Below are 13,166 nucleotides of genomic sequence, written 5' to 3' on the forward strand. Positions count from 1 at the left end.
GAGGGGACTCTCGGGCGAGATGTGCGTCTCCCCAGAAAGGATTCGAGCCAGATGACGGTACTCGACTCGATTCTCGACGGGGTCCGGGCGGATGTTGCCGCTCGCGAAGCCCTCCTCGATTTTCAAGCGATCAAAGCTGCTGCCGCCGCGGTCAAGGGACCGCTGGATGCATACGCCGCGCTGCACGAGGACGGAATCGGTGTCATCGCCGAGGTGAAGCGCGCCAGCCCCTCCAAGGGTGCGCTGGCCGACATCCCCGATCCCGCCGTGCTGGCCAAGGCATACGAAGACGGTGGCGCGCGCATCATCAGCGTGCTCACCGAGGGTCGCCGCTTCGGCGGATCGCTCGACGATCTCGATGCCGTGCGCGCCGCCGTGAACATCCCGGTGCTGCGCAAGGACTTCGTCGTCGGCCCGTACCAGATCCACGAGGCCCGTGCCCATGGCGCCGACGTGATCCTGCTGATCGTGGCCGCGCTCGAACAGGACGTGCTGGCCTCGCTGATCGACCGCACCGAATCCCTCGGCATGACCGCCCTGGTGGAGGTGCACACCGAGGAAGAGGCCGACCGCGCTCTCGAGGCCGGTGCGACGGTGATCGGCATCAACGCGCGCAACCTCAAGACCCTCGAAGTCGACCGCGATGTGTTCGCGCGGATCGCGCCCGGCCTGCCCTCCGAGGTCATCCGGGTGGCCGAGTCCGGCATCCGCGGCACCGCCGACCTGTTGGCCTACGCCGGTGCGGGCGCCGACGCCGTGCTCGTCGGCGAGGGCCTGGTGACCAGCGGTAACCCGCGTTCGGCTGTGTCCGAGCTGGTGACCGCCGGTACGCACCCGTCCTGCCCGAAGCCTGCTCGGCGGAGCATCCGGTGACGGTGCTTCCCCCGGCGAGCGCCGGCGTCGCGCAGCACTCCGACTACGAACCCGACGCGGGCGGCCACTTCGGCGTCTACGGCGGACGTCACGTCCCCGAGGCGTTGATGGCCGTGATCGAAGAGGTCACCGCCGAGTACGACAAGATCCGCACCGACCGCACCTTCCTCGACGAGCTCGACCGGTTGCAGCGCGACTACACCGGCCGCCCTTCGCCGGTGTTCGAATGCACCAGGCTGGCCGAACACGCCGGTGGCGCGCGGATCTTCCTCAAGCGCGAGGACCTCAACCACACCGGCTCGCACAAGATCAACAATGTGCTCGGCCAGGCCTTGCTCGCCAAGCGGATGGGCAAGACCCGCGTCATCGCCGAGACCGGCGCGGGCCAGCACGGCGTCGCCACCGCGACCGCGTGCGCGCTGCTCGCCCTCGACTGCGTGATCTACATGGGCGCGGTCGACACCGCCCGCCAGGCGCTCAACGTGGCCCGCATGCGGCTGCTCGGCGCCGAGGTGATTCCGGTGACCTCGGGTTCGCAGACCCTCAAGGACGCGATCAACGAGGCGTTGCGCGACTGGGTCACCAACGCCGACGACACGTTCTACTGCTTCGGCACCGCCGCGGGACCGCACCCGTTCCCGCTGCTCGTGCGTGATTTCCAGCGCGTGATCGGTCTGGAAGCGCGCGAGCAGATCCAGCTCCCTGAGCAGGCCGGCAAGCTGCCCGATGCCGTCGTGGCCTGCGTCGGCGGTGGCTCCAACGCCATCGGCATCTTCCACGCCTTCATTCCCGACGCGGGGGTGCGCCTGGTCGGTTTCGAGGCGGCCGGTGACGGCGTCGAAACCGGACGCCACGCGGCCACCTTCACCGGTGGCACGCCCGGCGCGTTCCAGGGCGCCTACTCGTACCTGCTGCAGGACGAGGACGGCCAGACCATCGAATCGCATTCGATCTCGGCCGGTCTGGACTACCCGGGCGTCGGCCCCGAGCACGCGTACCTCAAGGACACCGGCCGCGCCGAATACCGGCCGATCACCGACACCGAGGCGATGGACGCGCTGCTGTTGCTCTCGCGTACCCAGGGCATCATCCCGGCGATCGAGTCCGCGCACGCCGTGGCGGGCGCGCTGAAGCTGGGTGTCGAGCTCGGCGAAGGCGCGGTCATCCTGGTCAACCTGTCCGGTCGTGGTGACAAGGACATGGACACCGCGGGCCGCTGGTTCGGTCTGTTCGATGACGACGCCGCCGCCGAGGAGAACAAGTAGTGAGTCAGCAGTCCCGCCTCGCGAACACCTTCGCCGCCGCGCGCAGCGAAGGTCGGGCCGCCCTGATCGGCTACCTGCCCGCCGGCTATCCCGACCTCGCCGGATCCATCGCCGCCTGCCGCGCGCTGGTCGAATCCGGTTGCGACATCGTCGAAGTGGGCGTCGCCTACTCCGATCCCGTGATGGACGGCCCGGTCATCCAGGCCGCCGCCGAGCAGGCGCTGCGCGGTGGGGTGCGCGTGCGCGACGTGTTCTCCGTCGTCGAGGCGATCTCCGGCGCCGGTGGTCAGGCCGTGGTGATGAGCTACTGGAACCCGGTGCTCCAATACGGCGTCGACACCTTCGCCCGCGACCTGGCCGCAGCCGGTGGCGCTGGAATCATCACGCCGAACCTGATCCCCGACGAGGCCGACGACTGGTTCGTCGCCTCGGCCACCCACAACCTGGATCGCATCTTCCTGGTCGCACCGTCCTCGACCGAAGAACGTCTGGTCAAGACCCTCGAGGCCTCGAGCGGCTTCATCTACGCGGCCTCGACCATGGGTGTGACCGGTGCTCGCGAGGCGGTCTCCTCGGCCGCGCCCGCACTGTGCTCGCGAATCCGCGCGCACTCCGACATCCCGATCGGCGTCGGCCTCGGCGTGCGCTCCGGCGCGCAGGCCGCCGAGATCGCCGCCTACGCCGACGGTGTCATCGTCGGATCGGCGCTGGTCTCGGCCGTGCCGGAGGGCCTAGACGCGGTCCGCGCACTGACGGCCGAACTCGCCGAGGGTGTGCGTTCGGCGACCGTCCGTTCCTAAGGTCCCACGATGGGCCCGGCCGCCGATGTGTGGCCGGGCCCATCGTTCGTCACCGGGTCGGCCTACTCGACGTCCAACTCTGTGATGCCTGCCTCCGTTCGCGCCGATCAGACAGAAGAGTGATATTCAACTTGGTGGTCGCTGATCTCCGCACCCTGGCGACGCAGGCTGTCCAGCACCTGCCGGGTGAATTTCCGGGCAGGCTGGTAGTGGGTGCTGTGATCGCTGATCATCAGTACCCTTCCCTGGGCTACCGCAATTTCCCCTGCCCCAGCAACCGGTTCGCCAGCCAAGAAGCTCGAATGATGGAATTCGCCGAGGATGTGGAATGGTGCGGCGTACAGGTAGCCATCTTTATCCATCGCGAAGATTGCTCGACCTCCATTCGGTGTCCATAGGGTGCGGGCCGATGCGGTATCGAACAGGTTTCCATTGCTGTCATATAGCAAACCGTCGTGTACCGCAAGGCGGAACTGTTCCCGATCGGCTTCAGTCAAGTACTTGACGTGCTTGCCATCCCATACGGGATTTCCCGGGATATGCTCGCCGCGAAAACTGGGTTGAATTGGAGTTGTCGCGTACTCCTCGGTAAATCTCTCGAGGTCTCCGGCTGTCAAGCGCGTTACCTTACTGGAGTCTAATCGCGTTACCGACAACAGTTCATCGATGGCGCCGCTCGGGTCGGGTTCGCGCGTGGCATCGACGAGAACGATGTCGTCACTATCGTCCCAGAACGGAGTGAACATGCCAATGACTCGCCCGGAACTCATCTTCAGGGGAATGAAGGTGCCAAATTCTGTCCCCCAATAGAATCCGCGAGATATGCTGGTTTCGATATCGTTGACGCTTGACGAGATGCGTGCAATTGGAATAGCATTCTTGAAATCTGAAATGCTGTCTTCGGGCAATCGGTGATAAGGTAGCTCGGGCCACGGTCTCATGTTGTCCATTCGCGCCACAACCCGACTCAAGAATTCTCGCAGCTCTGTCGATTCTTGGCGCATCGGTACGGCATTTGGGAGGGGAGTGTCCGCTGCGAGGCCATCCGATAGACTCTGATATTCGTCATCCGGAGTCAACGAGGAGAGCGGCTCTGTCAACAGTGCATACGCGATCCTGTTGACAACCCCGTCGTTGAGCTCGCTCTCGAACTGAACCGAGTACAGTATCGAATTTACGATACCTTGCCAGTTGCTCACATCGCTCCCTTCATTGTGGTGGCGCCTTGAACTCTACCTGTTGTGGAGTAATCGGGATGCCCATGTTCCTGAGTTGATTAATTGCTTGCATCGTATGGCCTCGGGAGGGTTGGTAGTGCCCGCTCGAGTCGGTCACCATCTGGATTTCGCCGTTGATGACGATCAGCTCTCCCGCCGCGGCTACATTCCCACCGGACAGGAAGCTCGAGTGGTGAAAGAGTCCACGCTCATGATAATTTGAGGCATATAGATTGCCATGTTCGTCCATGACGAAGATGGCTCTCCCTGCGCCGCCCCAGGCGGTCGTACCGGAACTTGTATCGAACAAATTCCCGTCGGCGTCGTATATCCTTCCGTCTATTACATGGAGTCTGAGTCGTCGACGTGCGATTTCATCGAGATATGAAACCCGCAGCGGATTTGGCCAGACGGAATTGCCGACCTCGTGCTCGCCTCGGTAAGTGGGATTCATTTCCTGAGTCGTATAGGGCGGGCCGACGCTGTACGGAAGGTCCGAGAAATTTTCCGGTGCCGATGTTTGCTGAGGACTGTTCGTGTCAGGAGGAGTTCCCGGCGCAACGGACGACGGCCGCTGAGTCGTTGGGGTCGGTGGTGGCGCCGACGGAACGTTGTTTCGGCTCGGCTGCGCCCCGAAGAGCTTTCGGACCATTCGTCGAATGGAACCGGTTGAGCGCTGACTGGGGTTCGGGGCTCCCCACGATTGGTGCCACTGGGGAGTCTGGGGTGTGAAATCAGGATTGTTTGGGACGGAGGGGCTATTTGTGGAACCTGTCGGCGAAGTTGAGTGGGATGCGTTCACCGGAGGTGGGGTCGATTCAGGTGCGCGATGATCCGGTGCCCGAGGAGGGATTTGGCTCTGGTTGTTCGGTGCTATCGGAGTATGGGGGTGGGTCTGATTCGGCGATTCTCTCCGGGCCGAGCTCGGATGAGCTGACGCGATGTTGGGAACGTGCGCTGTTGAATCAGGACGGCTAGCGGGACTGGCGGCCTGGGCGGGAAGATCCAGAGGCGAATCGGTTGTGACAGGGCCGGGAGATACTCGTGGAGAAGTGGTCGAGGAGGGCACGGCATGGTCGATTTCGTTGCTGATCCGTTGGACGTCGCCGGGGGACAGTTCGCTCTCGGTTGACGGATCCAGCCCGAGCTGTTCTCGCAACATCGCGGTGAGGTTGTCGAGGTTGGCATCGGTCGGTGTGCTGTGCGGATTCGCCGTATCGAGATCGATAGTCATATCGGCCGCGGCTGGGTCGCTGACTGGGACCAGATCGACCATCATCCAATCGCCGGACGGGAGCCGAATTCCTCCATTGAAGCGGAGGTCTACGGCGAACTGGGCACGATCGATCAGCGCTTGGACGAGTGCTGGGTCGAGGTGACTCGTGCCGGATACATGGAGGCCGATCCGTAGCATCGACACTGGCTGATTGAATGCGGAAGTGAATCTGCCCAAGGTAAAGCGGCGGTTGCCACTCGAGTCTGTGACCGGCTGAACTCCTCCGTCGGGTTGGTGGCGACGCAAATTGTCGCGAGCGATGCGCGATTGATTGGCATCGCGCACCTGTTGTGATGTCGGCGAGGTTGGTGGTGGAACCGCGGTAGTGGCTGGACCCTGATGCGGCACCGATTCCGGAGATGGACTGGGGGCGCTCGACGGTGAATTCGGCAGTTGACCACCGGCGCTACTGTGGCCTCCCGATTGGCGAGGTGAGTGGTAGTTCAGGCTTGGAAGTTGCCCGCCTTGATCCACACCCCGTCCTGACGGTGACGAGTCATCGCTGTGCCCGCTGTTCTCACGGCCATCGCGTCCTCCTTCCCGTCCGCCACCGTCACCGAGTAGTCCGCCTTGTTGATCGTCAGGGTCCGATTGAGATTGTGGTCCGCCCCGCCGAACCGGTACGTCACTTCCTGGTCGGTCTCCGACTCCAGTCGGAAGACCAGATACATTGCCATAGACTGATCTCCATTCATCGATATTCTCGCCGGTACGAGCGTGCTGCATCGCTTCCCAGTTGAAGCTCAGGTTGGCGAACTGGTGAGCTTCCTGGTACGGCGCGCCCGGATGGCTTTCATAGTATTGGGCTTCGGCCAGCTCATGCTCTAGCAGAACGATGTCGTCGGGGGTTGCTCGGCCGAGGGACATCCGTATCCAGGCTTCGGCGATATCGGCATAGGCGTCGTATCGTCGATATTCGATCCCGATGTCCTTACCGTCATCGTCGGTTATGGATAGCGGATGCACCTCCCTGAAGAGATGGTTTTTGATGCGCTCGAGCTCGGCCCGACCGAATCCTGTGGAGCCGTCTGGTCTCGGTACGTCAGCGAGTTCTGCGACCATGCCGTCGAGGTCATTATCGGTGTTGCGGAAGTGGTCGTAAGCGTTGTTCGCCCAGGCATCCTGAGCCTCGGTGTCGTAAGCGTTACGTGGGCGCCTGGCGCCACCTGCTTCTATATGCGGCGATCTGTCGCCAGATGAATCGGCAGCTGGTGTCGGGGTGGGCGATGTCGGCGGTGATTGCGGGGTCGAGATCGCGGCGTGCTGGTCGGCCCATGAGGGTTGGTGTGCACTAGTCATTGTCGCGCGGTCGATGTCGGCGGCGAGCTGCCGGATGTCTTCGGGGGTGAGGCCGGGAGCGCTGCGTGGTGGGAGGCCGAGGTGTTGGCGGACAGTGTCGGCAAATTCGGAGGTGGTGGTGTCGCTGAGGTCGAGGTGCAAGTCGGCATCGCCCGGATCGGCGGCAGGGACGATGTCAACCATGATCCCGTCACCGTTCGCGAATTGGTGACCCTGGTTGAGGTTGTGGTCGATGCTTCGATGGGCACTGTCGGTGATCGCGTCCAGAGCAGCTGCGGGTAGGCCCGGATCGCTGGTGATGTGGGCGGTGAGGCGGAGAACCTGGACCGGTTGGCCGAACGCATGGGGATAGCGAGCGACCCGGTACGGGCTGCCGCCGTAAGGGTTCACTCGGACTGATCGGTTGTTCTCGGGTGTGCTGGGGCGCAGGGATTCTCGCGCTTGGCGGGCGCTCTCGGCGTTGGCGAGCTCTTGCTGGGTGAGTGTGGAACTTGGCGTAGCCGTCGGGTCGACCGATACTGTCGGTGACTGGGCGTCCTGAACGCTCGCTACCGTTCGATCGTTTCCTCCGTCGGCCAGGATCCCGTTGTCCGGCTGAGCATTTCGGCCCAAGCCGTCGCTGCCGAGAGCGGGCCCCCGCTCGGATGGAAGTAGAGGGTTTCCTTGTTGATCGTGATCAGTTCGGTTGTCTCCGGGTTGGTCGGTTGATCCAGGTCGGTCACCCGGACTTGGTACTGGACTGTCTGTGGGTCCTCGAAGGTTTTCAGTAGGTGGATTCGACGGAGTGGGGGATATACCTGGCCGCCCTGGATCGGCTGGCCCGTTTCGATCGCCTGGTCGAATTCCTCTCCGATCATGTCCGGCGGCAGGCTCCGGTGAGCTGTCACGACTCCCGTTTGCTTGTTCAGTACGTAGTTCCCCAGCCCCAACCCCATGCCCTGCTCCAATTCCTCGGGGGAAAGAATCGCCTGGGCTACCCAGCCGTGCCGGGTCTCGATCGTCTGAAACTCCCGGCTCGGCCCGAAAATCTTGGTCAGCAGCTGGTTGGCCTGTTCCGCCGTTCGAATTGGTTCCGGCATTCGTGATACCTCCGTATGCATCGATAGGGATGAAGTCCAGGGCGGCAGATCGGGCGACCATGTTTGGAGGTGGGACGTCGGAGGTCGCTCCCGACTGCGGATCCCACCATACGGGTCCGGGTGCGCCGGGTGGGTAGACAATGACGGTGGCGTGCGAGGCGCGAATCACTGGAGAACCGTCGGCGTTGTATTCGAGGTTTCCGTTTTTGTCTCTTGCGTGCCAGCAGTTGACGACCAGCGCGGAAGCGCCTGGACCGAGGTTGGCGATATGGTTGTGCAGTGCGCGGAACTGGTCCTGGATCGACATACCGGCGAAATGACTGAATCCGTGGCCGAGCCAAGTTTCGGCTCGCTGAGGGCCGAGTTGTTCGCCACTACTGTTGTCCCGGGAGCCATTTGGCAGTGGATCGGGCCACCGGGGAGCCGACACCTGGGGAACGCCGTAAAAAGATGACAATGCCGACAGAGAGCAATCAAGGCAGTTATTGCTTCGCCCGTCTCGCGTCGGTCCGCCGTCGTTGACGGATTGGCCGTATGGATGTGTGCGAGGGTCTGCGCCGACCGTGAATTGGTTTCCGTTGCGAAGTTGGTCCTCGACCATGTTCTGGTACGACGCCTGCTCAACGGGTTCGAGTCGGTGCGGTGCCATGACTCGGTTGTCGGACGGGTTGGTGAACCGGGCCGGTGTGTTAGCTCGGGCTATGTCGTTGCTGATCGCGCGGAGGTCATCTGGACTCAGCGGAGTGTCCGGTGCGCTCCGCGGTAACCCCAGGTGGGCGCGGAGATCGTTGGCCAGATCGAACGCGTGTTGCTGCAAGTTCAGCTGCAGGTCAGCGGCATTCGGGTCAGTGGTCAGCTCGAGATCGACCAGAAATTGGTCGCCGCTGAGGAGATCTTGAACGTGATTGAATGCGGAATCGACTGCATGCTGGGCGAATTCGATCTCCTGACTCAATTCCGCCGGAGTCATGAGGTGCATGTTGGGGATATGGGCGCGGATGGTGGCGACCGATACCCAGCGGTTGCCTACCTGAAAGCGGCGAATTCGGTAGGCGGGTCGCGGTTGGGAAGGGTTTTGGTTCGTGTCGACGGTTGTCGTCCGGCCGTCGTGTGACGGTTGGTTACGGAGGGCTTCGCGCAGTGGACGGGCGTCGGGGCTGTAGCCGGGATCGGGGGGCTGGTTCGTCGTCGTCGGTGTTGTTGTCGGCGTTGTGGTTTGCGGCGTTGCCTGGGTGGAACTGGGATGGCTGTCGGAGTCAGTCGTGGTGTGCGCTTCGATAGGTGCTGTCGGGGTGGTCGCGGTCTGATCGATAGGGGGCGCTGCCGGGGAAGCAGTGTCGGGGGCGACTGTCGGGCTCGTAGTTGCGGGCGTCGCGGTTGTCCGGGGTGGCGTAGAGGTCGGCTGGGGGGACGACGGGCCCTGGACGAATGAGGGCGGCGGGGGGGACGACGGCGGAGTGGTTGTGGGAGGTGGGGTGACAGCTGTTGTGGGCGTAGAGGTTGCGGTTTGCGGAGCCAGAGTTGTTGTGGCGGTCGAGGTGTCCGTGGCGGTCGGGCGGGTGGTGTCGGGGTTGTACGTGGGTGTTGACGGTGGAGACGTGGTAGAGGGCGTCGGGTTGGTGGTAGCGGCGGCGGGAGTCGACGTTGTTGGTTGCTGAGCCGTCGATTCTGGTGCGGCGGTCGTCGGATTCTGTGGTCCGGTTGGGGTACTCACCGGAGTGTTGTCGGTCGGAGTGCTCGGCTGGGGTAGGGGTTCTTGCGAGGGGAGGTCCAGCGACGAGCCCATGTTGCCCGAGGAACTGGGTGAGGACGCAGGGTCGCCGGTGGGCGGGTTGCTGGGGGTTTCGGTGGTCGGGCTGGTCGATGCAGGGTTGTTGGTCGGTGTCGGTGTGTCGGTGCCGTTGGCAGAAGATGCCGGGGTATCGCCCAGGGTGGGGGTTGCCGTGGCCCCGTCGGCGTTCGGAGTCGACGGGGCGGTGTCGACGGTCGACGGTGTTTCGGTGGGTGTGTTGGTGTTCGGGCTCGATGGTGAAGAGTCACCGGGCTGAGTCTGCGGGGACACAGCATCGTCTGGGTTGGACGATGGTGCAGCAGTATCTCCGCCGTTCGAGGCACCGGTGGCGCCCGAACTGTTGCTATCGGTACTAAGAGGAGTCGAGTCGCCTGCCGCCGGAGTTCCGTTCGCGCCGTTGTTGTTCGGGGTCGACGCGGAGGGATCACCCGCGGCAGGGCTCTCGGGCGTACCGCTTTGAGGTGAGGTCACTGCCTCGTCGGCTGCGCCGGGATCACCGGTGGAGGCGGGGGCCGTCGGGGAACCGGTATCGGTTCCGGCTGGGGTGGTGGGGGCGCCGTTGGTTGGGCTGCCGGTATCGGTTCCGGCTGGGGTGGTCGGCGCGCCGTTCGTCGAGCCGTCGTTATCGGTCCCCGTCGGCGACGGGGTTACACCATCTGATGGTGCGTCGGTCCCCGCGGGTGCTGTCGCACCGGGTGTTTCGGTGCCGAGTTCGGGAACTGTCGGGGCCGTGGCACTTGCACCATGAACGCTGGAATCGATCGCGCTGTGCACACCACCCGCGCCGGCACTGGTGAACGTATCCACGCCGATATCGAGTTGGAATTCTCGGCCCAAGAACGCCGCACCGACACCTGCGCTGGCGACCTGAGCAGAGACATCGGCACCCAGTTCGGTGACAGCGCCGCCAGCGACTTTGCTCGCCGCGCGACCCACTGCCGAGGATGCCGCGTCACCGAGAGCGCCGGTACCACCACCCAATACGCCACCGACCGCGCCACCAACGGCGCCACCGAGAGTCGCCAACCCCAGGTCGGTCAACCCGAACTTGTCCAGGGTGCGATCACCGTTGGAGACCTGGATCATCCGGGCGGCGAGATCGACGCCGCCTTCTTCGAGGGCCTCCCAGAAAGCGCCGCGCAATGCGAGTCGGGCTGCGGCTTTGGCCGCACCACGGGTGAGCATGCGGGCGATCAATTGACGCACCGCGATCCGGACCGCGATCTGCCCGGCGATCCGCGCGCCGGCCGAGGCGATCAATCCGACACCGGTCCACGCGGTCGCGAGGATCTCGATCGCGGTCACGATCATCGTGCCGATGATCACGAGCTTGGTGTGCGCGATATCGTTGGCACCGTCGTCGAGTAACTCCGCCTGCGTCGCACACCATTTCCGGACCGCGGCGAAGGCGGCCTGGTCGCCGGACAACAGTTTGTCGCGGAAAGCGTTGATCGCGGTGTGGGTTTCGCCCTCGGAGATCGCCGCCAACACCACGTTCAAGACTTTCGCGGCGTCGTCGTCGACGGTGTTGAGGGTGTTGGCCATCGCAGACCACCCGTCGGCCACTCGACGCATGGCGGTTTCGTCGCCGTCGGGCCAATCACCGGCGCCGAGAATGTATTTCGCGACCCATTGGAGTTCGTCGGGGATATTGATGCCCATTTACAGCGAACCCGCTGCTTGACCGAGCGCGCCTGCCTGGGTGGTGTCCTGGTTTTGGAAGGTATCGGCGACGGTGACCATGTTCGCCCCCAGTTGGGTCATCGTCGTCGCCAACCCGGTGACTGCTTTCTGGCCGGGGTCGACACCGGGGGTGTAGTTCTGGGCGAACGCGGCACCGATCTCGTCACCACCCCAACACTGGCCCTCGGCGGCGATCACCGCGGCCAGTGCTTGGGCGGCAGTGGTGATCGTGGAGGCGACCGCGACGAAGCCGGGTTGGGTATTGCGCAGGGCTTCGGGGTTGACCTCGACCGAACTCATCGCAGGTAGCTTCGGTTGCGGAAGTAGTCGCCTTCGTCGTCGTCGCTGTCATCGACAAGACGTCCGGGGGCCTCGACGACCGGTTCGGGTGGCGGTGGCGGTGGTGGGGTGAGTTCGGCGATCAGGTCTTTGATACTCGGGGCACCGGGGATCAGGTCGGACAACTCCGGCATCGACGCTGTCAGCGGGCCCAGCGCGTGCTGCTGGGTTTGCGAGGTCTGCCGCGACAGTTCGGTGATGGCCTCGGTGACCGATCTACCCAGCGATTCCGTCGTTGCCCGCTTGAACGCGTCCGCCGCGATATGAACCTCCGAGACGCCCGCGATAGTCCCGGACGCGCGAACCAACCCGTCCTCGGACCACACGCTCACCAGCGCCGCGGCCTGGGCTTGCGCGTCGATCAGGGCCGACTTCTCGGCGTTGAAGGTGTCGAGCATCGAGTCGATCTGCGCGCGCAACGCGTCGTTTTCAGTCCGGGTGGGCACCGACCAGTCGTCCATGAAGCCTCGATCCGATAGAGAGCATGTCCACAGGATTGGACGCGCGAGACCAGGCTACGGTTGCATCTTGTGACCGGGATCTCACTTGATGGACTGCCGTGCAGCATCTTTCGCACGTAGTTCCATTCGCAACGCAACCAGCATCTTGCCTATCTGCTCGGCGAGCAGTGTAGTCAGCCGTGCACCGGGCTTGACCTCGACAGGTCGTGCGTCCAGCTGAGCAGGAGGTCGCCTCTGGTAGGTGATTGGTTGGGAGGCTCGTCGCTCGACGGTTGTCGAAGGCCAGTGTCGAAAGCCCTTCTGGGGACATCCGGGTCGCGGCATGAAGCGAAACCTGCGGAGGCGGTGGTGTGGGCGTTCTCGCCCATGTGGTCGGGGGCGCGGCAGGTCGGCGGTTCGGTGTGGGGGCCGGTAGGGTGATCGCCACGTGATTCGAGATCGGTGGGAACTGGAAGCCCGCTCGGTGCGTCCACGATGATGACCGGGATGTTCCGGATGGGTCGGCGAGGGAGAGCTGTGCGAAGAGGTCAGATGGTTTCGGCCGTTCTGGGCGGGGCCATGGTGTTGCCGGTGCTGGCCGGTTGCGGTGGTTCGACGGGTGGGGCGGCGAAGCCGAGTACCCGCAATATCGACGAGATCATCGTGTACAACGTGTGCCGGGATCCGGGGATCAGTGATGAAGCGTTGCGTGCGGCGGGGCTGGACCCTGCCACGAAGAGTGTTTTCACTGATCCGCCGACCGGGGTGTCGAGCTTCCGAGTGTGCAGATGGGACCCACTCGATGAGCGGTATGGCCCGACGAACTACGTGGCGTACGTACTCTCCACCAGTCATACATTGCAGGAAGCGCGAAAGAAGGAAAGCGCGACGGTGCTGGGTGAGACCACCGTCAACGGCCGACCAGGGCTGATCAGCAAAGAACGCAGCGACCCCGACGGCTGCTACATCAGCTTCGAAGCCGAACAAGGCATGTTTGAGGTTAGAGTCACTTGGCTCAGTGAGTATGAATCCCGCGAGGGGGATGTGTGTGAGATCGCGGCTCGGCATGCTCAGGTGCTCGAACCCTCGTTGCCGAAGTAGAC

13 protein-coding genes and 2 pseudogenes are annotated in these 13,166 nt (G+C 63.8%); 8 read left to right on the plus strand and 7 right to left on the minus strand.

What is annotated here, in order from left to right; translation table 11 throughout:
* Positions 1-51 precede the first annotated feature (51 nt).
* The 3 genes from trpC to trpA are packed head-to-tail and all read left to right on the plus strand — an operon-like array spanning position 52 to position 2,938.
* Positions 52-873, plus strand: coding sequence for an indole-3-glycerol phosphate synthase TrpC (gene trpC / locus ACTWPB_RS17750; protein ID WP_378921480.1), 822 nt, complete (start codon positions 52-54; stop codon positions 871-873).
* The gene (gene trpB, locus ACTWPB_RS17755) at positions 870-2,138 is read left to right on the plus strand and encodes a tryptophan synthase subunit beta (protein ID WP_446221741.1); all 1,269 of its coding nucleotides are present in this window, start codon (positions 870-872) and stop codon (positions 2,136-2,138) included. Before trpC ends, trpB begins: the two co-directional genes overlap by 4 nt.
* Complete coding sequence (trpA, locus tag ACTWPB_RS17760) at positions 2,138-2,938, plus strand: tryptophan synthase subunit alpha (protein WP_446221742.1); 801 nt, start codon at positions 2,138-2,140, stop codon at positions 2,936-2,938. The genes trpB and trpA overlap by 1 nt, the downstream gene beginning before the upstream one ends.
* A gap of 107 nt (positions 2,939-3,045) precedes the next feature.
* Here the strand turns inward: trpA and ACTWPB_RS17765 are convergent, their stop codons facing one another.
* The 4 genes and pseudogenes from ACTWPB_RS17765 to ACTWPB_RS17780 form a co-directional block, all read right to left on the minus strand.
* Positions 3,046-4,137 carry a hypothetical protein gene (locus tag ACTWPB_RS17765; protein ID WP_446221743.1) on the minus strand — a complete coding sequence of 364 codons (1,092 nt, stop codon included), beginning with the start codon at positions 4,135-4,137 and terminating at the stop codon, positions 3,046-3,048.
* A 10-nt stretch (positions 4,138-4,147) separates the two neighbouring features.
* Positions 4,148-6,913, minus strand: coding sequence for a hypothetical protein (locus tag ACTWPB_RS17770; protein WP_446226554.1), 2,766 nt, complete (start codon positions 6,911-6,913; stop codon positions 4,148-4,150).
* A 365-nt stretch (positions 6,914-7,278) separates the two neighbouring features.
* On the minus strand, positions 7,279-7,830 hold the full coding sequence (locus ACTWPB_RS17775) for a hypothetical protein (RefSeq protein WP_446226555.1): 552 nt from the start codon (positions 7,828-7,830) through the stop codon (positions 7,279-7,281).
* Between the two features lie 79 nt (positions 7,831-7,909).
* Positions 7,910-8,458 (minus strand): annotated as a pseudogene (locus ACTWPB_RS17780) (toxin glutamine deamidase domain-containing protein); the annotation flags it as partial.
* Between the two features lie 123 nt (positions 8,459-8,581).
* Here ACTWPB_RS17780 and ACTWPB_RS17785 point away from each other — a divergent pair.
* The 4 genes from ACTWPB_RS17785 (at position 8,582) to ACTWPB_RS17800 (ending at position 10,969) form a co-directional block, all read left to right on the plus strand.
* The gene (locus ACTWPB_RS17785) at positions 8,582-8,923 is read left to right on the plus strand and encodes a hypothetical protein (protein ID WP_446226556.1); all 342 of its coding nucleotides are present in this window, start codon (positions 8,582-8,584) and stop codon (positions 8,921-8,923) included.
* Between the two features lie 220 nt (positions 8,924-9,143).
* Positions 9,144-9,467 (plus strand): hypothetical protein, encoded by a 324-nt coding sequence (locus ACTWPB_RS17790; RefSeq protein WP_446226557.1) that lies wholly within the window; start codon positions 9,144-9,146, stop codon positions 9,465-9,467.
* 126 nt (positions 9,468-9,593) lie between these two features.
* A complete protein-coding gene (locus tag ACTWPB_RS17795) occupies positions 9,594-9,857 on the plus strand; it encodes a hypothetical protein (protein WP_446226558.1) in 264 nt (87 codons plus the stop codon).
* Positions 9,858-10,369: 512 nt separating this feature from the next.
* Entirely contained in the window at positions 10,370-10,969 is a 600-nt protein-coding gene (locus ACTWPB_RS17800; RefSeq protein WP_446226559.1) for a hypothetical protein, read from the plus strand.
* On the opposite strand, the pseudogene ACTWPB_RS17805 reads toward ACTWPB_RS17800, so the two are convergent.
* The 3 genes and pseudogenes from ACTWPB_RS17805 to ACTWPB_RS17815 all read right to left on the minus strand — a co-directional run.
* Positions 10,871-11,263: pseudogene (locus ACTWPB_RS17805) on the minus strand (WXG100-like domain-containing protein); the annotation flags it as partial. The gene ACTWPB_RS17800 and the pseudogene ACTWPB_RS17805 sit on opposite strands and share 99 nt — an antisense overlap.
* Positions 11,264-11,584 carry a type VII secretion target gene (locus ACTWPB_RS17810; RefSeq protein WP_446221744.1) on the minus strand — a complete coding sequence of 107 codons (321 nt, stop codon included), beginning with the start codon at positions 11,582-11,584 and terminating at the stop codon, positions 11,264-11,266.
* Positions 11,581-12,084: a YbaB/EbfC family nucleoid-associated protein gene (locus ACTWPB_RS17815; RefSeq protein ID WP_446221745.1), complete on the minus strand. Its 504-nt coding sequence runs from the start codon at positions 12,082-12,084 to the stop codon at positions 11,581-11,583. The genes ACTWPB_RS17810 and ACTWPB_RS17815 overlap by 4 nt, the downstream gene beginning before the upstream one ends.
* Positions 12,085-12,615: 531 nt before the next feature.
* Here ACTWPB_RS17815 and ACTWPB_RS17820 point away from each other — a divergent pair.
* Entirely contained in the window at positions 12,616-13,164 is a 549-nt protein-coding gene (locus ACTWPB_RS17820; RefSeq protein WP_446221746.1) for a DUF3558 domain-containing protein, read from the plus strand.
* Positions 13,165-13,166 lie beyond the last annotated feature (2 nt).

Source organism: Nocardia sp. IBHARD005 (assembly GCF_052814245.1).